The organism is Nocardioides sp. (assembly GCF_030655615.1).
Classification (GTDB): Bacteria; Actinomycetota; Actinomycetes; order Propionibacteriales; family Nocardioidaceae; genus Nocardioides.
Genome location: NZ_JAURVJ010000044.1, coordinates 63,718 through 84,780, shown reverse-complemented (window position 1 = coordinate 84,780; position 21,063 = coordinate 63,718). Strand labels below are relative to the sequence as shown.

23 protein-coding genes are annotated in these 21,063 nt (G+C 63.6%); 12 read left to right on the top strand and 11 right to left on the bottom strand.

All coding sequences use genetic code 11. From position 1 onward, the window contains the following. Positions 1 to 64 precede the first annotated feature (64 nt). The 4 genes from Q7T52_RS04120 (at position 65) to Q7T52_RS04105 (ending at position 3,252) form a co-directional block, all read left to right on the top strand. Positions 65 to 472 carry a helix-turn-helix domain-containing protein gene (locus Q7T52_RS04120; RefSeq protein WP_304799666.1) on the top strand — a complete coding sequence of 136 codons (408 nt, stop codon included), beginning with the start codon at positions 65 to 67 and terminating at the stop codon, positions 470 to 472. Positions 473 to 494: 22 nt separating this feature from the next. Next, positions 495 to 1,040 (top strand): ImmA/IrrE family metallo-endopeptidase, encoded by a 546-nt coding sequence (locus Q7T52_RS04115; protein ID WP_304799664.1) that lies wholly within the window; start codon positions 495 to 497, stop codon positions 1,038 to 1,040. Between the two features lie 121 nt (positions 1,041 to 1,161). Further along, positions 1,162 to 1,938, top strand: coding sequence for a hypothetical protein (locus tag Q7T52_RS04110; RefSeq protein WP_304799662.1), 777 nt, complete (start codon positions 1,162 to 1,164; stop codon positions 1,936 to 1,938). 264 nt (positions 1,939 to 2,202) lie between these two features. Then, positions 2,203 to 3,252 carry a site-specific integrase gene (locus tag Q7T52_RS04105; RefSeq protein WP_304799661.1) on the top strand — a complete coding sequence of 350 codons (1,050 nt, stop codon included), beginning with the start codon at positions 2,203 to 2,205 and terminating at the stop codon, positions 3,250 to 3,252. Between the two features lie 60 nt (positions 3,253 to 3,312). Here the strand turns inward: Q7T52_RS04105 and Q7T52_RS04100 are convergent, their stop codons facing one another. The 4 genes from Q7T52_RS04100 to Q7T52_RS04085 all read right to left on the bottom strand — a co-directional run bounded on the left by Q7T52_RS04100 (position 3,313) and on the right by Q7T52_RS04085 (position 6,442). Next, positions 3,313 to 4,482, bottom strand: a complete 1,170-nt coding sequence (locus Q7T52_RS04100; protein ID WP_304799659.1) for a hypothetical protein — start codon at positions 4,480 to 4,482, stop codon at positions 3,313 to 3,315. Between the two features lie 144 nt (positions 4,483 to 4,626). Then, a complete protein-coding gene (locus Q7T52_RS04095; RefSeq protein ID WP_304799657.1) occupies positions 4,627 to 5,118 on the bottom strand; it encodes a hypothetical protein in 492 nt (163 codons plus the stop codon). After that, entirely contained in the window at positions 5,115 to 5,567 is a 453-nt protein-coding gene (locus tag Q7T52_RS04090; RefSeq protein WP_304799655.1) for a very short patch repair endonuclease, read from the bottom strand. The genes Q7T52_RS04095 and Q7T52_RS04090 overlap by 4 nt, the downstream gene beginning before the upstream one ends. Then, positions 5,564 to 6,442: an NgoMIV family type II restriction endonuclease gene (locus tag Q7T52_RS04085; protein WP_304799653.1), complete on the bottom strand. Its 879-nt coding sequence runs from the start codon at positions 6,440 to 6,442 to the stop codon at positions 5,564 to 5,566. Before Q7T52_RS04085 ends, Q7T52_RS04090 begins: the two co-directional genes overlap by 4 nt. 96 nt (positions 6,443 to 6,538) lie before the next feature. On the opposite strand from Q7T52_RS04085, the gene Q7T52_RS04080 reads away from it, so the two are divergent. Continuing rightward, a complete protein-coding gene (locus tag Q7T52_RS04080) occupies positions 6,539 to 7,678 on the top strand; it encodes a DNA cytosine methyltransferase (RefSeq protein WP_304799651.1) in 1,140 nt (379 codons plus the stop codon). On the opposite strand, the gene Q7T52_RS04075 is transcribed toward Q7T52_RS04080, so the two are convergent. Then, complete coding sequence (locus Q7T52_RS04075; protein ID WP_304799649.1) at positions 7,574 to 8,557, bottom strand: NaeI family type II restriction endonuclease; 984 nt, start codon at positions 8,555 to 8,557, stop codon at positions 7,574 to 7,576. The genes Q7T52_RS04080 and Q7T52_RS04075 overlap by 105 nt on opposite strands. Here Q7T52_RS04075 and Q7T52_RS04070 point away from each other — a divergent pair. Both Q7T52_RS04070 and Q7T52_RS04065 read left to right on the top strand, forming a co-directional pair. After that, positions 8,551 to 9,081: a hypothetical protein gene (locus Q7T52_RS04070; protein ID WP_304799647.1), complete on the top strand. Its 531-nt coding sequence runs from the start codon at positions 8,551 to 8,553 to the stop codon at positions 9,079 to 9,081. The two genes, Q7T52_RS04075 and Q7T52_RS04070, sit on opposite strands and share 7 nt — an antisense overlap. A 167-nt stretch (positions 9,082 to 9,248) precedes the next feature. Further along, positions 9,249 to 9,584 (top strand): Lsr2 family protein, encoded by a 336-nt coding sequence (locus tag Q7T52_RS04065; protein ID WP_304799645.1) that lies wholly within the window; start codon positions 9,249 to 9,251, stop codon positions 9,582 to 9,584. A gap of 91 nt (positions 9,585 to 9,675) precedes the next feature. Here the strand turns inward: Q7T52_RS04065 and Q7T52_RS04060 are convergent, their stop codons facing one another. Continuing rightward, a complete protein-coding gene (locus Q7T52_RS04060) occupies positions 9,676 to 10,788 on the bottom strand; it encodes a DNA methyltransferase (protein ID WP_304799643.1) in 1,113 nt (370 codons plus the stop codon). A 329-nt stretch (positions 10,789 to 11,117) separates the two neighbouring features. Between Q7T52_RS04060 and Q7T52_RS04055 the strand changes: the two genes are divergently transcribed. Further along, entirely contained in the window at positions 11,118 to 12,236 is a 1,119-nt protein-coding gene (locus Q7T52_RS04055; protein WP_304799641.1) for a hypothetical protein, read from the top strand. Between the two features lie 667 nt (positions 12,237 to 12,903). Here Q7T52_RS04055 and Q7T52_RS04050 read toward each other — a convergent pair. Then, positions 12,904 to 13,164 (bottom strand): helix-turn-helix domain-containing protein, encoded by a 261-nt coding sequence (locus tag Q7T52_RS04050; protein WP_304799639.1) that lies wholly within the window; start codon positions 13,162 to 13,164, stop codon positions 12,904 to 12,906. A 271-nt stretch (positions 13,165 to 13,435) separates the two neighbouring features. Between Q7T52_RS04050 and Q7T52_RS04045 the strand changes: the two genes are divergently transcribed. Continuing rightward, positions 13,436 to 14,236, top strand: a complete 801-nt coding sequence (locus Q7T52_RS04045) for a hypothetical protein (protein WP_304799637.1) — start codon at positions 13,436 to 13,438, stop codon at positions 14,234 to 14,236. 67 nt (positions 14,237 to 14,303) lie between these two features. On the opposite strand, the gene Q7T52_RS04040 is transcribed toward Q7T52_RS04045, so the two are convergent. After that, positions 14,304 to 14,567 (bottom strand): hypothetical protein, encoded by a 264-nt coding sequence (locus Q7T52_RS04040; RefSeq protein WP_304799636.1) that lies wholly within the window; start codon positions 14,565 to 14,567, stop codon positions 14,304 to 14,306. Between the two features lie 248 nt (positions 14,568 to 14,815). Between Q7T52_RS04040 and Q7T52_RS20605 the strand changes: the two genes are divergently transcribed. Continuing rightward, a complete protein-coding gene (locus Q7T52_RS20605; protein ID WP_370692289.1) occupies positions 14,816 to 14,998 on the top strand; it encodes a helix-turn-helix domain-containing protein in 183 nt (60 codons plus the stop codon). A 209-nt stretch (positions 14,999 to 15,207) separates the two neighbouring features. Here the strand turns inward: Q7T52_RS20605 and Q7T52_RS04035 are convergent, their stop codons facing one another. From Q7T52_RS04035 to Q7T52_RS04025, 3 genes are all read right to left on the bottom strand, one after another. Next, the gene (locus tag Q7T52_RS04035) at positions 15,208 to 16,560 is read right to left on the bottom strand and encodes a hypothetical protein (protein ID WP_304799634.1); all 1,353 of its coding nucleotides are present in this window, start codon (positions 16,558 to 16,560) and stop codon (positions 15,208 to 15,210) included. Positions 16,561 to 16,734: 174 nt separating this feature from the next. Then, a complete protein-coding gene (locus Q7T52_RS04030; protein ID WP_304799632.1) occupies positions 16,735 to 18,102 on the bottom strand; it encodes a helix-turn-helix domain-containing protein in 1,368 nt (455 codons plus the stop codon). 500 nt (positions 18,103 to 18,602) lie between these two features. Beyond that, complete coding sequence (locus Q7T52_RS04025) at positions 18,603 to 19,607, bottom strand: hypothetical protein (RefSeq protein ID WP_304799630.1); 1,005 nt, start codon at positions 19,605 to 19,607, stop codon at positions 18,603 to 18,605. A 73-nt stretch (positions 19,608 to 19,680) separates the two neighbouring features. Here Q7T52_RS04025 and Q7T52_RS04020 point away from each other — a divergent pair, with 73 nt between their 5' ends. Both Q7T52_RS04020 and Q7T52_RS04015 read left to right on the top strand, forming a co-directional pair. Beyond that, positions 19,681 to 19,971: a helix-turn-helix transcriptional regulator gene (locus Q7T52_RS04020; RefSeq protein ID WP_304799628.1), complete on the top strand. Its 291-nt coding sequence runs from the start codon at positions 19,681 to 19,683 to the stop codon at positions 19,969 to 19,971. Positions 19,972 to 20,222: 251 nt separating this feature from the next. Further along, positions 20,223 to 21,044, top strand: coding sequence for a sce7726 family protein (locus Q7T52_RS04015; RefSeq protein WP_304799626.1), 822 nt, complete (start codon positions 20,223 to 20,225; stop codon positions 21,042 to 21,044). The last annotated feature ends 19 nt before the right edge of the window (positions 21,045 to 21,063 follow it).

Genomic DNA, 21,063 nt, shown 5'->3' with positions numbered 1-21,063 from the left:
CGAGCAGTGCTAACGTAACACACGTGACCGACATGTCGAGCAGTGCGCCGAAGGCGAAGCAACTTTGAGCGCCGGACCCACCGTCAACGTCCAATCCCTCCACGCCGCCCTGGACGCCGCACGGACCCAAAGAGGCATCTCCTGGCGTCAGCTCGCCAAAGAGATCAACGTCAGCGCATCGACCATCTCGCGCATGGCACAAGGACTGCGTCCAGACGTCACCGCCTTCGCAGCGATGACCACCTGGCTACGCATGCCCGCAGAGAACTTCTACGTCGGTGCCGACACCTACGGTGAACAAGAACCCGACCTCGTCGCCTCCCTCGGACCGCTCCTCAGAGCGCGCACCGACCTGACCGAAAAGGATGTCTCCTACCTTGAAGACGTCATCGGAGCAGCCGCCCGCCGTTTCAGGGCCGAACGAGACGACCACGACCAAGAAGGCGCCGAAGAAGCGGGCCCCGCGTCCTAAGAACGGCTGGACGCAGGCCCGGATGCGCGAAGTAGCCCAAGAGGAACGCGCCGGGCTCGGGCTCGCCGACGACGAACCGCTCGACCCCCACGCCCTGGCCGCCGAACACGGCATCCCGGTCTACTCACTGACCGACCTGCTCGAGCAGGACCTGCCGCCCGAGACACACGAGCACTTCCAAACCGCAGCAACCGACGCATGGTCAGCGGCTCTCGTGCCCCTGGGCGCCGCGCGCATCATCGTCGAGAACGACGCCCATGCTCAGGTACGCCGACGTTCGAACATCGCCCATGAGCTCGGACACCATTTCCTTGAGCACGAGTTCGACGCCGTCATCCTCGGTAGCGACCACCGTCGACAGTTCAACCCTGAGCACGAGAAGCAAGCCACATTCATGTCAGGCGAACTCCTCATCCCAGAACAAGCGGCACGGCAAGCCGCAAAGCAAGGCTGGGACGATCAGCAAGTCGCCTCCCGATTCCAAGTCAGCACTCAGTTCGCCCAGATGCGGATGGCAGGCGCCCGCGTGATCGCAGCCCGCACCGCTAAAAAGTACGGACGCCCCTGAGTCCAGAAGGGCATCAGTGGCCGCCCACTGCAGGTGACCCGATCAAGACGGGTCAGACGCGTCGAATCGGAACGACCGTCACTCGCGTCAGCAACGAACCAGAGCGCAGTCCCCTGCGACGATGTCGCGCATGGATCAAAGTGTCTTCGACGACGTCGTCCAATACCTGCTCGAAGAAGCACAAAGCCCCCGTCGGACCGATCCCTCGCCTCGTGTCATGAACGCTTCCTGGGCCGTTTGGGGCGATCCGAGCACTCTGACCAGTTACGACTTCGACCCAGTCTTGGGGCTACCGGTCGACGCAGACGGCCTCCCCACCCGCGCGGTCCGACAGGTTGCTCATGCCACCCGGGTGATTTTGGGACTCAACGCCGGTAACGACATGGACCGCGGGTCCTGGTCCAACTTCCACAACAGCATGAAAAACAACGACCATCTCCTGGCCGCAGCGATCCACAACAGCCCGCTCGAAGGCGCCTTCATGACCGACTTGCTCCACACAACGACGTCAGGCAGCGTCGAAGAGGTGAAGATCCTAGTGAAGGAGAACCCAGTCCTCGTGACGGATGGGCTGAAGCGCCTTCAGGAACTGTTGAGCATGATGAGTCCCGGCAAGAAGAGCAAGCCGCTCCTCATCTGCCTCGGTGTGGATGTCTTCAACTATCTGCAGGTTGGAGCCCAGATGGAAGGTAAGACGACCAAGGGCACCAAGGGTTCCGGCGCCGAGTGGTTCTCTCATAAGTCTTTCAACGCCGTGAAGGTCTGGCATTACTCGTCGAACAATTCGAGACGTCACCACAACTCACCGACTGAATACCGTGCGCACCTGCACGCGGTAGTCAAGCAAGCGTGCGAGGCCATGACAGTCTCAGTTCCGGCGGCCCCAGAATCGGCTTAAGGCTTCAGGTAGCCCTGACAGGTGCGGACAACCGATGACAACACCGGACTCGAACACCGGTTTAGGTTCCCTTTCTGGTTGACTCCCTAATCGTCAAGGCAAATGGGAAACATCAGCTGCTGGGAACCAGGGGGTCGCCCAATGGCGGGTGCGGCAACAACGTCGAAGAGGACCAGGCGCGGCTTCGGCAGGGTCGAGTTGCGGCCCTCTGGCCGGTACCGCGCGGGTTACATCGGCCCCGATGGGAGGCTCCACCGGCCGCCGGTGCTCTTTGACGCGAAGGACGACGCGATCGCGTGGCTGGCCGCTCGCCGCGCCGAGATTCAGCTGGGCATCTGGGCCCCCGACCTGCTCGCGCGCGCCACGGCGAAGAAGGCGATGCCGACCTTTGACGAGTATGCCCAGCGATGGCTAAGCAACCGTAAGACGAAGGGTCAAGCCCTGCGGCCGACGACTCGGGACCACTACCAATACATCTTGGACGGTTCCATCAACCCGACCTTCGGACGAGTGCCGATCGATGAGATCACCGTCGACAGCGTCAACGACTGGTACGACGCGATGTCCCCAGACCGTGCGGCACAGAGAGCCCACGCCTACAGCCTCCTACGAACGATCCTCGGCACAGCAGCCTCCGACCGGCCAAGCCCACTGATCCCGTTCAACCCCGCCCACATTCGAGGAGCGGGCAACGTGAAGCCCGCTCACAAAGTCAGGCCCGCCTCCCTCGACGAGCTGGAAACGCTCATCGACAACCTGCCCGGCAAGTACAAACTGATGGCCCTCTTCGCCGCCTGGTGCGCAATGCGATTCGGTGAACTGGCCGAACTAAGACGCAGCGACATCGACGTAAAGCGCAAACTCATCCGAATACGACGAGGCGTAGTTCGAGTTCGCGGGAAAATGATCGTCGGCCCACCCAAGACCGACGCAGGAATCCGCGATATCTCGATCCCACCCCACCTGATGCCAGCAGTAGAAGCACACCTGAACAACTTCGTCGCACCAGCGGCCGACGCGCTCCTCTTTTCGTCTTCAAGCTGCGACAACCGGCACATGCAACCTTCAACCCTGTACAAGGTCTTCTACCCGGCCAGAGACGCCGCAGGCCGTGAAGACCTCCGCTGGCACGACCTGCGCCACACCGGGGCCGTCCTAGCAGCGCAGACCGGCGCGACCCTCGCAGAACTCATGGGTCGGCTCGGCCACACAACACCCGACGCCGCGATGCGTTACCAGCACGTCGCCGCTGATCGCGACGCCGAGATCGCCCGTCGACTGTCGGAGCTGGCCGGATCACCGCGCTCAGACTGACGCACTACGCGGCTGGCTTGCGGAGTTGGTCTTCGTGGGGACCATGAGTCAAGCCGCAGTTCAGACCCTTGATTGAGGCGGGTGGAAGATCTGCCGCTCGAAATCATCGACCGCAGGCAGACCGTTGAGCAGGTCGGCGGCCTCGGCGACGGTGCGGGGAAGGCGGGCTCCGAAGCCAGTCAGCTCGCGGGCATTGACGAGCGCACCACGGGCCTCGGCGTCGGTCAGCACGATGTCGCAATATGGGTAAGCAACCGCGAGGGCATCGATGTCAGCGATGTGGTTGATCTTCCACCGGTGCGCTGGATTGCGGTGGTAGCGGGTCTTCATGCTGACTGCGACCTGTACCTGAGGCATCGCCGCCCAGAGCGCGATCATGTCTGGACCTGCAGGCATGTCGTTCCGGAAGCCGTCTTGCCCCCGCTGTTCAAGGTGTTCGACGACCGGGACTGTCCAATGCTGACCGACGTCACGGCCGAAGACGAGGTCGCGTAGGCGTCCGCGGCGCCAATGCGTTTCCCTCTGCAGGGTCGCCGAGGTCTCGAGCTCGAAGTCCAGGCGCTTCGTGGCGCCGATCTCGTAGGTCTCTGGGTCGTACCCGTTGGCTCTGAGTTGGGGGATCTCGGCGTCCCGCGGGCCCTCGAGTAGTCGCCTTTCCATGTACCGGTTCATCTCAGCGAGCCGCCTGTCGAACTCGTCGTCACCAAGTTCGGCGCGCATTGCAGGGCCGCTGTCTTCTCCGGATTCTTCGTTGATGAACCGGAAGTGGCCGTTTCGGTTGAACGCCCAGAGTGCGGACCTGCCAAGAAGCGGCATTGGTGCGTAGCTGGCAGCCGAACCATAGATGTGGTCGAGGCCTGCCGCAATCTCGAGCTGAGCGATGAAGGTGCGGCCGAGGAGGTAGGTGAAGTCCGTCAGGTCTTCCATGATGTCGGCGATGTGCCCTCGTTGGCGGGGGCTGGGCACCGCATGTGCGACTTCCATGAAGTGGACGTTCGAGAGCGTGAATACTGCTCGGCGTTCGTACTTCGCGCGCCGAGCGGCGTCCAGCAACTCGGCGTACCCGGGTAGAACTGTGATGGGGCGCCCGTCGTCGGCGGTGTGCCCGGCCGCGGCCCGGCTCGCCTTGGCAAGCCCGATGTAATGGTTGAGGTCTAGATAGACGAGCGGAACTGGCGGGCGGGTGACGCTGGCCCACACCACCTGCTCAGGTACCGGTGCCCTCAACATGACGGGACCACCTTAGGGGCCTGGTTAGCAGCGCGGCTTGAGGGCAAGACAGACTCCGGCCGAGGTCGTCCGAGTCGATCACCCCAGACAGGCTCGCGGCCTTGCGAGGTGGTTGAAGTCCGCAAGCCCATCGTCGAGTCCCGGTCAGGCGTTGGTCCTCACCAAGTGGTCCGTAGGTCCAGCGAACAGTAAGGACGTCGAGTCATCATCCGCGCTGCCCTCGGTGTCCTGGTGAAGGTGTTCAGTCCAGCCCAACGACCGCCAGAATGCGTCTGACGCGGTGTTCAATGAGATCGCGATCAGGGGGACACCGAGGGCGGCCTGGATCTGGTCGACCGTGGTCGCGCCGAGCCCCCGACCGTGCAGATCGGCGCGGACCTCCAGCAGATCGATCTCGGCGGCACCAGACTCTGGACCGCTCCATGTGGGATATGCCGCACCGGAAAAGGACGTCGGGCTGACCTGGGCCCGAGCCACCTGTCCAAGATCAGTGTCAGTAAGCACAAAGAACCGTAGGGGTCCTTTTGCCTGCTCGAGCCACCACGAGCTGCGGAATCCTTCCACGGCGATGAATGGTTTCCGAACCCATGCATCACCCAGTGGCTCCCCTTCGAGGACCTGTAGTTCAAAGCTCATGTGTTCAGGTTCCCCGATGAGGGTTCGCTTCTGCGTTGGATGGCTTCGCGGACCCGGCTCACGACGTCCTCTGTCGGCTCGTGTTCCCAAGCCCGGACGACTGACCATCCCGCCGCCTCGAGCAGCCGGGTTGTCTCGGCGTCTCTTTCCCGGTTTCCGGCGATCTTGCCGGACCAGAAGGAGGCGTTCGTGACCGGCGACGTGTAGTGCTTCGGACATCCGTGCCAGTAGCAACCGTCCACGAACACAGCCACCTTGGGCCGTGTGAAGACCAGGTCGGCCCGCCGGTTGAGGTTCGGCTCGGGGCGGACATCGACCCGATAGCGGTAGCCGAGTGCGTGGAGTGCCCGACGCACGGCCATCTCCGGCTTCGTGTCACGGCCACGGTTGGCCTTCATCGAACGCCGGTTCCCCTCTGAAGAGGCCCAGGATTCAGATGCCGGGGTCACTGACGTAGCGAACCCATGTAGGTGACTAGTTCGTCGTAGTCGCGGAGGCGTCGCTGTGCGACCAGACGTCGGAACGTCTGCAGCGCAGCTTGTCGCGGTGGGCGGTCTCCGCACGCTGCTTCGACTGCTTCGGTCAGAGCTGGCAGATCGAGGTGGTAGACGCAGTCGACTTCGCCGGACCCGCCGCCGAGCAAGTTGAGCATGTAGGGGCGCGGCTCCATCGTAACGGCGGCGAAGTGCGGCATGCGGCCGCGGCGCAGCGCCGACATCTTCGCGCCTTGGCTGCGGCAGTCCTGTGCCCTGTCGGTTCGAAGCGACCACTTCAGCGACAACCCGACCTCGAGGGTTGGTGCACCGGAGCCGGGCATCGCCGCCGTGACGTCGAGCTTCAGTAGCGACTCCTCACCTACTTGCTCGAACAAGACCCGACGCGAGTTCGCGTCCGCCTGAGCTGCGTCACTGACCCTGGCAAGGTGCTCCTCGAGCTTCGTGCGCCTCGCTTTATCGCTCTCGGGTACGGCTTTGCGGGTGAAGCTCACTAGCCGGTTCCAGGCGGCCTGGTACTGCTTTGATGGTCCGGCCGAGACACCCTTGAGTGCGGCGACGTGGCTGTATTGGTCAAAGGCGTTAAGCGGCTTCTCGGGAACGACCAGCAGGGGGCTGCCAGCACGTCGGATCCGTTGCTGTAGGTCGTCGGCGACTCGTTGCGAGAACGGGGCGCCGGTCGGTTCAAGCCCTGTCGCTGCAGGATCCACACCCAGCGCCTCGAACAGTGCCTGTCCTAGGTCGACGGAGAACTGGTCGGAGGCATCTGAGGTGTTGGGTTTGCCGTGCGCACGGAATCCGCACAGGTCCTTGGCGAACGCAGCAGGCATGTGGGCCAGGTTAGTGACGCTGACCCCGTTGGTCACTCCATTCACGTCCCGGCGAGGTTGCCCGTCCTGTCCGTGGTCCAACCTAGAATCTTGACCATGACGAAGCCGACCATGATTGACCTGTTCGCCGGGTGTGGGGGCATGACGGTCGGGTTCGCCGGGGAGGGCTTCGATCCCCTCCTGGCAGTCGAATGGGACCGAGCAGCGGCCGCCACGTACGCCGCCAACTTCGGCGAGGACCACACGGTCGCAGGCGACATCGCGCTGGTGGAGAAGAAGAGCATCCCCCGCGCCGACGTCATCATCGGCGGGCCGCCTTGCCAGGGGTTCTCCAACCTTGGACTGAAGGACCTCGCGGATCCCCGCAACCAGCTCTGGCGCGAGTACATGAGGTTCATCCACGCTGCGAAGCCGAAGGTTTTCGTGATCGAGAACGTCGACAGGTTCTACGCCTCGCCTGAGTTCCAGATGCTCCAGGAAGAGGTCGACCACGGAACCCTCAAGGCGTACACGCTCAGCCACCGCGTACTCAATGCCGCCGATTACGGTGTCTCACAGCGCCGTAGGCGAACCATCATCATCGGATCCCGGGTCGGTCCAATCGATCTGCCTGCCCCAACACACGCAAAGGATCCGCAGCCCGGTTCGGGACTTCTACCGTGGCGAACCGTTCGGGACGTGATCTCGGGGCTCCCGGCCAAGCCGGACCACGTCAACCTGCCGGACAGCAAGGCTGAGTTCTTCGGCGACTGGTTCCCCGGCACCTTCAAGGGCCTGGACATCCATTTCCGTCGCGATCCCCGACCCGAGTCGCTTGAGCGCTACTCCTATGTGCCCCCAGGAGGTGGACGCTTCGACGTCCGCCCCGACCTGTTGCCGCGCTGCTGGGCCGAAAAGCCCACCGGCACCACCGACGTCATGGGTCGCATGCACTGGGATCGGCCGTCGCTGACGATCCGCACCGAATTCTTCAAGCCCGAAAAGGGCGCCTATCTCCACCCGCAGTGGGTTCCAGGTCGGCAACCTGCAGACGACGACTCCCGCTACATCAAGGGAGACCCCAACCTGAGCGTGGACCGGGTCATCACCCACTACGAAGCCAGCCTCATCCAGGCGTTTCCACAGGACTACCTATGGGTCGGTACCAAAACCCAAATCGCTAAGCAGATCGGGAACGCCGTCCCCAGCGGTCTCGCGCGAGCTATTGCCAAGCAGGTTTTGCCCGCCGTGTCCTGATTGGGGGGTCAGAGCGATCCATGCCTCATCTGAGAGGTCGAAACCGCGCTGCGCCGCTTCGTCTGACTGCTCGCTCCATGTCCCACACAGAACCCGGAGGCCGTGCTGAGCCAGCACCGGTTCTTTGGCCTGGCGTGCGCGTCGGAGTGGGTCCTTGATGTTCGCGCCGACCGTCAAGATCGCAGTTCGGGGGATGACGGTGTCTGGAAGGAAACCGAACAGTGCGGTGAGCCGCTTGACCAGGCCGACCTTGAGCTGGAACACGGTGTCGCACTGGACGGGGGTGAGGAGCTTCAATGGGTTCGTCGGTAGGGGTGTCCAGCCGATCACCGGTAGGGCATAGGTGTCACGTGCACCCGCCTTCACGGAACGCTTCTTGTCTTGGTTGGGGGCGTTGAGCCACATCCTGTGCGTCCGCAGGAGGAACGCTCGATGCCTGTCATTCCTGGTGTCGACCTGCACTAGGAGACAGATTTCGCACTGTCCTTCTCGCGGAATCATCCACGTGTCGCGCACCGTGCCCTTGAGCTCGACTGCGATACCTGCAATTCGCGTGTCGAGCGGTGGTTCTTTGACCAACTCAAGGGTCGACAGGATTCGGTACTGCAGCTTGGTGCCGACGCTGGCGCGCTCATCTGAATCGACCTCAGGCGAGTTCAGATCGAAACGCCAGGTCCGACCGCCGTCCAACACGTATTGCACGGCGTCGTCCACAGCGACGGTAAGCAACCGGTCGATGGGCTTGGACGTCAACCACCGATAGACGGTTTGCAGGTCCGCGTCAGTGCTTGGGTCCTCAATGATGTGGGGTGCCTGCCGCAGGTCGCTGACACACAAATCGCCCGGTCCGGCAAGCGGGTCGCGTTGGCGAGGTGGCACCTGACGAACGGTATGAACCGCAAGTCCAACTCACCAGCAGCCGCGCCGTCCAGAAATCCACCACGTCAAGACGAATTGGACGGGTGGTGTCCGGACCGACCGGCAAGATTGGCGCCATGCAAGCAAGCGAGGCAGTGCTCAAGCACGCTGGAGGCGCGTGGGACGCGTCGCTCAACCATTTCGACACCGGCGGGGGTTGCATGGTGACCACCCAGCAAGTCGACGAATGGGTCTATGTCGTTGGTCAAGACGACTTCGGGGTCGGTCGGTACACACTCGACGAATGGCTGGGGAAGACCGATCAGACCGAACCGCAGTTCATCGAGGCTGACGACCCGGAGCAAACCTGGGAACTTCTCCGCCTGATGCGTGAGGACGCGCTCGTCTGGCAGTGCGGAAGCTGCGACGCATGGATCTTCACCTCGAACAGGCCACGCATCGGGATTCTCCAGTGCTCCACCTGCGGCGACGGAGGCATCGACTTCAGGCACGCTGACAGGGCGGTCGGCGACGGGTCCGACTGAACGCCGCCCGCCAGAACTGAAAGCAGCAGCCCACGATTCGTTCGACACGCGGCGTTGTAACCGCGAAGTCCGACGACGCTTTAGAAGGACCACCTCGTGCATTCCCCGATGCGGTTCGCCTGCGATCCTCGATGGACTTCACGGCCATCTCCCGTCAACATCACTAGGTGGCCAAAACGACAATCACTAAGATCACCGACGACCTCGACGGGACAAAGGACGCTGCTGAGGTTTCCTTCTCGTTCGACGGCACTGATCACACCATCGACTTGTCAAAGAAGAACATCGCGGCGTTCGAGAAGGCACTGAAGCCCTACATCGACGCAGCCACCAAGGTCAGCGCAAGCACCACCACAACACGACGCAGCCGCAAGAAGAGTGCTAGTGGAACACGACAGGACTACTCCCAGATTCGCGAATGGGCGCGTAAGCAAGGCATCACGGTCTCGGATCGGGGTCGAATCCCAGCTTCCGTGCTCGAGCAGTACGAAGCAGCCAAGTAAGCCCGGACCTCGGCCGCTCAAACTGGTCCCGGTTCGCCGCGGCTACCCAGTTGTCGCACCCCCGCCAACCGGTGCGCCCCTCCTCCCCGAATCAGACATCCTCGAACATGGCGAACAGGCCGAGGTCCTCGCCGCTCGCCGCTACAGCCTGGACGGGATTCAGTCGTCGGTTCGCTCGCTGCTCGATCAACGGCAGGTAGTCCGCCTCCCGCTCAACTGCAACACAGCCAAACCCCTCGACGATGCACGCCGCCAGCGTCGTCCCTGATCCGGCAAATGGATCGAGCACCGTTCCGTTCGGGGGAGTGACGAGACGAACGATCTCCTGGATGAGGCTGAGGGGCTTCACGGTCGGGTGCGCGACGCCCCGAACGGTCACCCGCTCGTCGGCCCCGGGCTTCGCATGCCAGAAGAATCGAGAAACCGGACGGTTCGCTAGCTCGTCGAGTTCCGAAGCGACCGCAGCGTCCATGAAGACGTCCGACGGCCATCTTCCTGCAAGGTCTGTACCCGCTTCTAGATCTGTGCCGACTCGACAACCGTCGATGTTCAACGCTCCTGTTCCGTAACGCGTGACGTTCGCTGCGACGGTCCCAATGAGCGGTTTACGGGCAAGCACCATCGGTTCGTGTCCGGGCTTGAGCGCAGTACTCCAGCCGTCCCAACGACGGGCCGTAGTGCCCGCTGCACCGGCGACGACACCTCGCGCGGCTGAGCCACCGATGCTTTTGGAGCCGTCCAAGGCTGCACCAACGTTGACGCCCTTCGGGAAACCGGTGGCGTACAGCCACGCCATCGATCCGCGGATCACGAACCCTGACTTCTCAATCGCGCAGGCGAGCCGATGCCATGTCGGCGTCCCTCCGAACGCCACGAGGTGGCCGCCGGGCTTGAGAACCCGTAAGCACTCGCTAACCCACAATCGGCACCAGGCCTCGAAGAGGTCGGGGTCGTTGTCGATGTAGCCACGCGAATGAGTTGCGGTCTCGTTCCAGTTCTGCGACTGCATCCCGAGCATGCCTGCCGCCATCACGGCGTCTGAGTCAGACTGTTCAAGGGCCTCAAGCGCATCGGCGGCGCTAATGGCATACGGAGGGTCCGTGACCACGGAGTCGACGCTGTTGCTGGGGAGTTCACGGAGAACTGCAAGACAGTCCGCGTTGAAGACGTTGATGTCCGGTCGTCCGAATGTCTGCGAGTGCACCCGTCCGCTATCGGCACGATCCGCTGCGACGCGATGGACGGTTCGGACCTGGGCCTGGGGCGTTGACCGGGCTTATTCGCCCGTACGTCGGACCGAGGGCAACACCCAACACCACTGGATCGATATCGAATGCGGCCGACAGTCGCAGCAGACTTGGGAGGACCACGTTGCCTTAGCGGCACTCGACCCGCGAGATGAACGTCCGGTCGGGTCTGGACCGGCTACACATGACGTCGAAGCGCGAGAGCCTGGCAGACCCACCCACTCGAACGTCATCGACCTAGCGACCTCGACAGGTAAACGAGGCCACCACCAGGGAAAGCGAGCCGATGGGCACCGACGCATGGCGAAACTGGCAAAGCTTCGATGAGGGGCTGCCGGAGCTTGAGTACTTCATCGACGAGTTGCATTCGGACTGCGCATTTGTCGGCGGTCCCACGGCCTTGGGGCCGTACGAATTGTCGCTGGTCCATCACAGCGAACCCGCAGGCTCACCTCGTCGCGTCCGGCTCGTGCTTCTCCTCAAGGGCGGCATTCACGCCAACCTGATCCCCGACCTCGTCGTCGACAACAAGCTCGCACCCGCCGACTCTTCCGCCTACTACGGCGGCACAATCAGCGACGAACTCGCTGCGCTGATTGCGCTGCGCCATGGGGTCCGACTCAGGGTCGCTGGAACCAGGACATTGTCCGGGTTCCATGACGATCAAGAGACCGCCTCACCGCCCATCAACTTTGAGGTACGGACGCTTACGACGCCCACCTCGGCCCACAGCGCTCTCCAACTACCCGAAGTTGCTTCTCGCAGAGGCAACCTCGACGACCTCGGCCTCATCGCTCAACTCAACGCACTCAGCGAGGCCTCAGAGATTGCCCTGATCAGGGCGGCTCGTGCCTACGCGGCCGGAATCTGGGTGGCTGAGGAAGATGCGAACTGGGCATGGTTGCAACTCGTCACGGCCGTCGAAGTAGCCGCCACCCACGCCATCACCACATCAGCACCGCCGGTCGATCTGCTACGCGAGTTCTGGCCCGACATGTGGGCAGCCGTGGAACCAGCCAGCCCCGAAGTACAGGAATCAGTCGCCGCACTCCTCGCAGAGCAGATGCGAGCCACCGCACGCTTCGTCAACTTCATTGCGCAGTTCGCACCTGACCCACCCGCCACTCGGCCGGAATTCAGTCTCTTCGACTGGACGACCCTTCGAAAGGCGTCCTCCATCATCTACGGACACCGTTCGACAGCTCTCCACGCCGGAAAGCCATTCCCCGTACCGATGCTCGAAGCGCCCCGACGTGAAGGCGAAGCCTTCCAGGAGAAGCCGTACGGAACGGGAGCGAGCGGACTCGGTGGTATCTGGCACGCAAAGGAAGCGCCCATGCTCCTATCGACCTTTGAGTACATCGTGCGGGGAGCATTGCTCAACTGGTGGGCAACGCTCGACTGACATCGGAGCACCGCAGACCGTCTCGCGCACTGCCTTCCTGCGCTCCTTGCTGAAGCCCACGACGTTGGTACCTCTTTGGCGCATGTCGCAGAGCGCCCGCTGCGGCCTTGGACAAGGAAGACGCCCGTCCATGACTGAGGCGAAGACCCCTAGACCTCGCCCGCACGGCCGCCGACCGACGAGATCCGGATGTGCGCGCCCCAAATTGCGAGGGAGTGCCTCAGCAACCACGTGACAGGGCCGCTCGCTCACCCGCAGGAACAGTGAAGGTTGTATCCCGCGCCCGCCATGGACAGACCGAGAAGGTTATGACCGGCGATGCGCCCATTCAGAACATGTGTCGCTCGGCTCGAGGCTGCCGTCTCGACGCGGCGGCCGAAGCTGCGTAGCGCAGCGTTTCTCACATTCGATGTTGCGACCGACCAGCCGCATGAGCAGGTGACCTGCAGACCGGAGCCAAGACCTCGTGCGCCGGGCACATGCTCTGGATCGATGGACGCGAGCCAGGTAGCCCGGATGGTGGTCTTGTCATTGAACGTAGTCATAACCGACTCATCGGCATGCCGAACAACACGTCCAACGTCCCCGCGACCTCGAGCTGGGTGACACGGCGCAGATCCGTCATAGGTCGGTGGAGGGTTATGCCATCCCGAAAACCCGGATCCTTCTAGACGTCGGTCTCAAGTCCCGCGACCAGCGAGCCCGCGTCGACGCCGAGCGCATCGGCAAGTCGCAGCAGGCTGCGTAGCGTGACATTGCCCTGGCCGCGCTCGATCCGGGCGACGTTCGACCAGTGCAGGGAGCTGCCTTCCGCGAGGGCTTCCAGCGACTTGCTCTGAGCTTGCCGCACTTCGCGCACCCGTCGTCCGAACTCGGCCTGCGCCGCAGCGAACGCCGCGTCGGAGGAGGTCCCGGACGGATCGGTCATGGCTAAACCTCACAAGGCTCAGCCATTTATGCCCAGCGCGTGAACACCTTAGCCATATACGCCTAAGGTAGTCGCGCACAGCAAGTGCGTTGGAGGGGTGGCCCTCCACCCGCCTTCCGAAAGGTTCAACGTGCGTCAGCGCTCCGCACCCACCCGCAACCCATCAACAGCCGCACCACCAGCACGAGCCTGTGCGACGGCCCGCCTGGCGATGGCTGCCGCAGTCGCGTTCGTCGGTGTCGCTTGCTCGTCATGCAGCGAAGGCGGTTCCGTGGACCGCTCCACTGAACCAACCAACCGAGTCCCCACTGCCCGGACCACGACGCCCAGTGATCAGTCGACCCTCGATCGGCTCGACCGGCTCACCGATGGCAAGACTCGGCCGCCGAGAGTCGAAGATTTACCGCCCCCGCCAAGCGGCTTCACTGCCGCTGACGTCGAGGCACTCGCAACGCGCGCCATCGACATTGCCGAGCGGGGTGTCTCGCCGGACCTCGAGGGGAGGTCACCTTCGGAGGCATTCGACTTCGTCTTCGCCGGTCAGTACCCGCAAACGACCGACTACGCGCGGACCAATAGCCGCCGCGCCACTACTGGGTACGACTGGGAGTGGGCCTGGGCGTCGCTGTACGAGGACCCCGCTGCCGCTCCAGCCATCTTCCTCACCTCGCGATGGGAGGTTGCCCGTGTTCCAGGCAAGCTCGACGACGGTTCGCAGGCCAACCAACTTCAGGTCACTCTGGTGACAGCGACTGAGCAGATCGTCGACGACAAGCGCTCAGGGGTGCGGGCTCCGATCGTCATGGTGCGCTCCATCATCCTGCGAAGTTTCAAGCCACGAGGTGGCCCCGCGTGGTGGCCCGGGGTGGGTGTGCAAGCCGAGCCGTTGCTGGGTGGCAAGTGCGCGCCGAAGAACGACTCACTGCTGACCCCGTCGTACAACGACCGTGTGCTCGATGAGGACTTCGAGAAGCTGGCAGACGTTCTTCGCGAGGTCAAAGACGTAGAGGAGTACGCATCAAGCGACGCTGACAGCATCGCTGCGTACTTGAAGAAGTACTGCGACGACTGATCGCTGTGGCTGGGCGTGGCTGGGCGTGGCTGGGCGTGGCTGGCCGGGGACGGCCGCTTACGGGCGCCTACTGGGAAGCCATGGCCGAGATTGCCGCGCTTCGGAGGTCGTCGTGCTTCTGGATTCTCACGATGTCGCTTGAGGCGACCTTGAAGATGCAGTTGCTCGGGCGGTCGGGGTCCGGGTGATCCCAGAGCGCAATCACCCAGGTCGACTCGGCGTCGATGTAGGTGCAGACCCGTGCTGCGTTGAACAGGGGCGGCAGTCCGGGGGGCGCTGTCGCGGTGTAGGTGACCGAGTACCAGTTCTGGTTGTGCGTGCTCGTATGCATGAGTGGCTCCTAGGTTGGGGGAGGATGTCAATGTCATGTATAGATGACATGCGGGACAGGTGTTGCCGTCCAAGCCCCGCCGCCAGACCCGCGCCCGCCGAGCAACGTTCATCGCACCGCATCGAGCCGCCAAAGAAGCGACGCGACGATCGAACCGGCCAGACGGTCCGGGACCGCCAGGTCTCAGAACCTTCGAGCCTGTCAGGACCGCGCTCCGTCACGTAGAAGGCAGCAGGAGGGCAGCCAAAATGGCCAAAGCGTATATGTCGATGGAAGAAGTGGCCGAGTACTTCGGTATCAGCACACGCACAGTGCGGCGAATGATGTCTCGTCAGGAGCTGTCCGCTAATCGCATTGGCGGACAGTGGAGGATCCCAATCGCAGATGTCGAGGCACTCGAGAAGCGGACGTCCACCAAAAGGTGGAGGTAGTCACCCGGGCCGAACCGTCTCGGCGCGTGTGTAGCGGCCAAGTTCACTCGACCGCGCACGAGAGCCACCGACAGCTACCGGGCAATTCTGCATGCGTCACCAGGAACCAAGTGAGTACAGCGCCGTACTTGGCTGCCGTCGAAGTGGACGGTGCCTGGGCTCGATCGTCCAGGTTGGCCGGACGGTCTGCGGGCGCTGCTTCAGAGGCGTCAGGTGCCGACCACGATCGCGTTCGTTGAGGACAACGGGTGCCACTCCGGAGTGTGCGACTCAATCGTTCCGTCGGGTAACAGGACATGGTTGGCAGCGCCGGGTAACGCATCGAAGTCGAGCGGCTTCAGTGCGCGTGGGTTGTGGAACACGTCCATTCCCGCGATCCAGGACTCGTCGTAGCCCTCCTCGACGGCATGGCTGAACTGGTTTGGCAGTGTTGCGTTCGGATCGTGGTTGGTCACCCATCCGCTATGGATGAGGTGCACTTTGGGGGAACCGAATCCGGCGCTGACACCCATTCGGTTGAACTTCGACAGGGTGCCGCTGCTGTTGCGAACGACGGCGCTGATGTGTTCGGCCCCCGGAAGAGCGAAGAAGTTCGACGGGATTGTCTTGGTGCCCCATTGGTGGGTCTCGACCTTGCGCGCTTCAACCTTCTCGATCCCGTCGTCGCCTCGGACGGTTTCGTGCATCAGTCCGTAGAGGTAGATCGACAACGACGAGCCTGTCCATGACATGGACCGGGGTTCGTGGAAGTCCTGGATGGCGAGAACGAGCGGTAGCCCGTCCACGTGCTCACGCTCCCAGTACTTCTTGTTCAACTTGGCCGTGAGTGGTCCGGCGTACCGGATCGGCATGTAGTCGCGGACGTAGCGAAACTTCTCCTCCGGTGTGTCGAACGGTGCGTCGGGTTCGGCCTTGCCGTCGACCACCCTCGGGTTCACCGTCGTGGCTTCCAGGGCGAAGGTCCCCTGCGGTCCATCGACAACGAAGTCGGGCATCGGGAACGATCGGTCGAGGCTGTAGTCGGCCTCGTTCAGCGTTGCGAAGAGGTAGAGCTCCCAGATGCGGGCGTCGAAGCCCGTTGTCTGGAACTGCTCCACGAAGTTCCCGTCGACGTCTTCGTACCACCGCATCATGTGCTTGATGACTTCATGAGCTGCCGTCCAGCCATAGTTCTGAGTGAGCTGTAGGAAGCCGTGGTTGAGCCGGTCGGACGGACGGACTGGGGTGAAGAAGTCGACGGGCCGTCGCGGTTCGTCGCCCTGGACCCGTTCTGCTTCCAACTGCGGAACAACTTCTGCAAAGACCCGAAGAAGATCGGTGACTGCGTCCTGAGGCGTCGTGTGGAAGTCCGTGTGGCGGACGCCGCGGTAGCGATCGACGAGATCCGGGGCGAGCACGGATGCTGAGTAGAGACCGTCGGTGTCGTAGATCAGTGAAGCGATGACTGGTGTCGTCTCGACCTGGAACCATTCCACCTCGAACCCCATTGACCTCATGAGCGGCGAGCGCGCATAGGAAGCCATGACGTCAAAGCGGAGCTTCGAGATGGTTGAGACGTTCATGGGGAGACCGTTCCATCATCCCCACGGGAGATCAAAGGAGAACCGCAGCCAGCCAATGGCGGCACAAACGCCTTGTCGTCCGAGTTGATCAAGTCGATGCGCGTTGAGGGCGTGACGAGGGTGACGCGCATCCTTGTGCTGATCGGGTCTCGACTGCGGATGTTGCCCGGTTGGCTATCGGGAGTCCGCAGTGTGACTGCTGCTGTTGCCGTAACTGGGTGTGAGTCCACTGGACACCGCAGCGCGTTTGAATGCGTCCTTCGCTTCAGCATCGAGCCCCGCCTCGTCAAGGAGGGTGGCGAGGGTGAACCACTGTTGGGCGGCTCGCCGGTCTGCGCCCACGGCGGACAGGAAGTGGATCGCGCGGAGGAAGTGGGTCCGTGCGTCGCCGGTCGTGCCGATCTGGACAGCGATTCTCCCGAGCAGGGTCGTGGCTGTCGCCCCGACGAAGGGGTACTGCTCGCCTGCGAGCGCGCAGTAATCGGCTTCGCTGCGTGCTGCGTCAACGTCGCCTGCAGCGAAGTGGGCTCGGGCCAGCGCCATGCGGTTGTGAAGGATGTCTGCGGTGTCGGCGTCGGTGTGCTGATAGGTGTCTCGTGCTTGTGTGAGTTGCGCGATCGCTTCGCTTGGTGCGGGCGGGTCGGCACGGAGCAGGAAGATGCCGAGCTGGGTGCGAAGTCGTGCTTCGAGGCGTGCGTCGTCGGCACCGGCGAAGACGGCGAGCGCTCGCCTGGTCAGGCTGAGGGCCTGTTCCATGCGTCCGGCTTCGCACTCGATGATCGCGGTGTTCCAGTAGGCAGCCGCCCGGGCTTGGGTGGAGTCAGCCGATTCCGCCAGTTGGACGGCCTTCGTGCAGATCGCGAGGGCTCGGTTGGTGTCGCCTGCTTCGTACACGGCTGCGGCCAGCGCCATCGAAACTTTGACGACGTCATCTACAGGAGCGGGCGCATTCTCGACAGCGGCCAAAGCCTGTTCGGCGATGGCGATGGCGCCGTGGAGGTCTCCGGTCTCGCGCTTGAGGCGGCTTAGGCCGAGGCTTGCTTCGAGGGTTCCGTCGGAGGTGGTGCGCTGTTGCATCACCTGTGCGAAGTCGGTTTGGGCTTCATTGACGTGCCCGAGAGCGGCGTGCGCTTTGGCGCTGGTGAGTGTCTTTCGCTCACGAAGGCGGTCGCGCAGCGGGGAACGGGGGAGATCGTCGTCAATCTCGGTGAGCGCCAGTCGTGTCAGAGCGGCCGTGGCGTCGCCGGAGAGGAGTTCGAGTTCGGCGAAGTCCAGTTCGACCTCGACTCGTCGATCGTCGGTGGCCTCGTTGGAGTTGATAATGCTTTCGGGGGACACGCCGATGTTGCGACAGAGCTGTTCGAGGACGAAGGCGTTGGCGCGTCGTTCGCCTCGCTCGATACGGGACAGGTATCCGACTGACACGACTCCTGCGGCGGCCTGCGGTTGCTTCATGCCAGCCGCCAGTCGCGCCTCCTTCAGGCGGTGACCCACGTCGGCGGGGTCCAGTTCCTCGAGCGCTTTGGTGAGGTCGAACTGCATTAGGCGATCGTCCCACTCGCAACCGGAACTTCGAAGTTGCCAGAGTTGCGTCAGCACGCGAATCGACACTTCGGCGCCGTCAGAGTCGTCCAGCGTGTCTCACAGAGCGCGCTGGCCGCGTCTTGCAAGACCCGGTCGGGGGGCCTGTCTACGCGCACTCGGGCCATGCCCGGGTGACGAACGGGCCATATTGGCAACTTCGCGGCGCGCTACAGTTGCCAAACTTGTCAGATGGGGCGTCGCCGACGGTCGGCGGCTGTGTCCTGTTTGGAGCCTTCAATGCGCCGTATCGTCCGATCGATCGTTTCCGTGACGCTCCTGAGCTCGGCTGTGATGTGTGGAGCTGTCGTCGTGGAGACCGACGCCCCCACGCAGATCTTCAGCCGGGAGCACACCTGGTGCTGCTGAAGCCCCGGTGGCTCTCGGGGCCACCGGACGCTTGCTGAACGTTTCGGCGCCATGAAGCCGGTCTGCGCGACGACGGCGATCGGGAGTGTTCATCAGCCAATTTCGACGTGCCGAAGGGTTCGGTGAACCAGCGAGCCCGGCTGAGCGATGACGACGGCGCCGAGCCGAGACGTTGAGGCAAGGCGTGCGAGGTGTTCCAGGTCGTCGTCGAGCGCTGCGATGAGCACGACGTCGGGGCGCGCGGCCGCGAGGTCCTCGAGCAGCGATGGGACGTCGGGGAGCTGCTCTTCGCCCGGTACGAGGCGACCGGGTCGGCCGCTGCGCTGGTTGGAGAGTGCGATGGCGGTCCTGGGAGCGCGAGGTGCGTGTAGCGGGGCTCCTGCGACGCTGAGGGCTTCGGTTGAGTCGAGCGCGGCCATGATCTTGGCGGTTCGGGCGAGGACGTGCGAGCGGGCGTCGTCCGAGATGCCGTGGGTGGTGCCGGTGAGCGTGGTGGTCGCGCGTCCGGCGAGGGTGACCACGAGGCCCCACCCGGTGATTGCTGTTGTTAGGGGGACCAGCGGGGATCGGCGAGCGCGCAGGACGTCTGTGGGGGATGCGCCGACTGCGGCGGTCCCGGTGAGGTTGGCGCGGTTCATCGTGTTGACGAGGGTCGCGGCGGCGCGGCTTGTGTGGAGTTCGAAGAACAGCGGGTGGTGCGACGGGGCGTCCTTGCTCTGGCTGCAGTTGGTGAGGTGTACGACCTCGACGTGTGGTCGGGGCTGTGGCGGCTGGTACCGGTCGGCGTCGTCGAACACGATCATGGTCGGCTGGGTCTGCGTCTCGTGCGCGTCGAGGTAGTCCTCGGCGGTCATGACGACGATGTGGTCTTGACCCGGCTCGCGGGTAATGAGGCAGGTCAGTTCGCGCGCGCTCTCGGTGGTCTCGCCTACGAGCCAGACCGTTCCCTGGTGGTGTTGGGTGTGGTGGGCGGCGATGGCGGCGGCCAGTTGGCTCTTTCCCGTGGCCCAGCCGCCGTTGATGCGGCACGGGATCTTGCTGGCAGCTGTGTAGGCGCAGACTGCGCGGGCGATGTTGGTGAAGTACTGGGGGGCCACGCAGCCATGTTATCTATAGATGACATCGGGCTTTGATGTCGCACCTGGACGCCACTCAGGGACAATCCCATCCATGGTTCAGCACCAGACCGACGACGCCGACACAAACGCCCAGATCCTCGGTCAGAACCTCCAGCGACTCCGAGCAGCCCAAGCGCTCACACAAGCCGAAGTAGCCCGCCGAGCCGGAATCGCCCGCACCCACTACGCAGCCCTCGAATCCGGCAGCAGCTCCAACGGAGCCACCGCCAACCCAAGGCTCATCACCCTCCTCAACCTCGCCCACGCGCTGCAAACGCCCGTCGAAGAACTCCTCCAAGGCCTACAACCCGCCGCCCCCCACGAGGGACCCACCGCCACCTGAGGCACCCGCGTCCCCGCAAGCCCCTGACGCACGCCGCCCCACCCGCGACATCGACCGCCGACACGTCCAGCTCGCCGTCCGATAGCTCACCCATGACACCCCGAAGCGCCCAAGTGACGAACCCGTCGCAGTACGGTTCCAACGTGACGCCCTCATCAGCGCTCGCACCAACTTCCCCGACACCCCCCACCACCGGTCGACCAGTGCCACAAGCCACCCCACAGCGCATCGCCAGCGCCTACTCACCCGCCGTGTTCCGTGGACTCGCCTCACGCGACGGACTCACCGACGTCCTCCCACGACTCCAGCCGATCATCGACCTCGTGCACGGCAACCCCGATGCCACGCTCGGCGACGCCTACGCAGCCGGTGAGCACATCCTGCGTCAGCACTACCGCAACGAATACGTCTACAAGAACGACCTCATCTCACGCATCATCTTCGGCCGCCACTCGCCGCGAACCGCCTCCGCGCTCCTCGAAGTGCCGATGGGCCGATCCTGCGCCGACCTGATGGTCGTCAACGGCACCTCAACGATCTACGAGATCAAGACAGACCTCGACGACTTCCACAGGCTCGCCTCCCAACTCACCTCCTACGCAACTCGAGCCGAGTTCGTGAACGTCGTCGTAGGAGAAAAGAAAGCGACACGAGCAGCAGGGCACCTGCCCGAGAACGTCGGACTCATCGTCGCCAGCCAAGGCGGCTCAATGTCGACGATCCGTCCCGCGCGCTCAAACCTCGACCTCCTCGACCTTGACCACCTCTATCAACTACTCCGAGTCGACGAGGCCGCCGCCCTGCTCGAGCGCACCACCGGATACGTCGCGGACATCCCACGCGGACACTCGTGGAAGCGGATGCGCGAACTGTTCTCCGAACTCGACCGACACCAAGCCCACCACCAGGTGGTCACCACGTTGAAGACACGCGGAACCCTCGCCGCCGACCTCGTGTCTAGGCCCAATTACCCCGCATCGTTGCGAGCGCTCGCCTACGGCGCCTCACTCAACCCCACCAGCGCCGAGCGCACCATGCGCCGCCTCACCGCCCACCCTGCAACCCTCGAGTGATGACTGGCAATATTGGCAA

What these genes read in the sequence shown, in the direction of transcription:
- Q7T52_RS04115 (WP_304799664.1), top strand. Translation starts at nt 495, where the DNA reads ATGCGCGAAGTAGCCCAAGAGGAACGCGCCGGGCTCGGGCTCGCCGAC.
- Q7T52_RS04110 (WP_304799662.1), top strand. Translation starts at nt 1,162, where the DNA reads ATGTCGCGCATGGATCAAAGTGTCTTCGACGACGTCGTCCAATACCTG.
- Q7T52_RS04100 (WP_304799659.1), bottom strand. Translation starts at nt 4,482, where the DNA reads ATGTTGAGGGCACCGGTACCTGAGCAGGTGGTGTGGGCCAGCGTCACC.
- Q7T52_RS04095 (WP_304799657.1), bottom strand. Translation starts at nt 5,118, where the DNA reads ATGAGCTTTGAACTACAGGTCCTCGAAGGGGAGCCACTGGGTGATGCA.
- Q7T52_RS04085 (WP_304799653.1), bottom strand. Translation starts at nt 6,442, where the DNA reads ATGCCTGCTGCGTTCGCCAAGGACCTGTGCGGATTCCGTGCGCACGGC.
- Q7T52_RS04080 (WP_304799651.1), top strand. Translation starts at nt 6,539, where the DNA reads ATGACGAAGCCGACCATGATTGACCTGTTCGCCGGGTGTGGGGGCATG.
- Q7T52_RS04055 (WP_304799641.1), top strand. Translation starts at nt 11,118, where the DNA reads ATGGGCACCGACGCATGGCGAAACTGGCAAAGCTTCGATGAGGGGCTG.
- Q7T52_RS04050 (WP_304799639.1), bottom strand. Translation starts at nt 13,164, where the DNA reads ATGACCGATCCGTCCGGGACCTCCTCCGACGCGGCGTTCGCTGCGGCG.
- Q7T52_RS04040 (WP_304799636.1), bottom strand. Translation starts at nt 14,567, where the DNA reads ATGCATACGAGCACGCACAACCAGAACTGGTACTCGGTCACCTACACC.
- Q7T52_RS20605 (WP_370692289.1), top strand. Translation starts at nt 14,816, where the DNA reads ATGGCCAAAGCGTATATGTCGATGGAAGAAGTGGCCGAGTACTTCGGT.
- Q7T52_RS04035 (WP_304799634.1), bottom strand. Translation starts at nt 16,560, where the DNA reads ATGAACGTCTCAACCATCTCGAAGCTCCGCTTTGACGTCATGGCTTCC.
- Q7T52_RS04030 (WP_304799632.1), bottom strand. Translation starts at nt 18,102, where the DNA reads ATGCAGTTCGACCTCACCAAAGCGCTCGAGGAACTGGACCCCGCCGAC.
- Q7T52_RS04020 (WP_304799628.1), top strand. Translation starts at nt 19,681, where the DNA reads ATGGTTCAGCACCAGACCGACGACGCCGACACAAACGCCCAGATCCTC.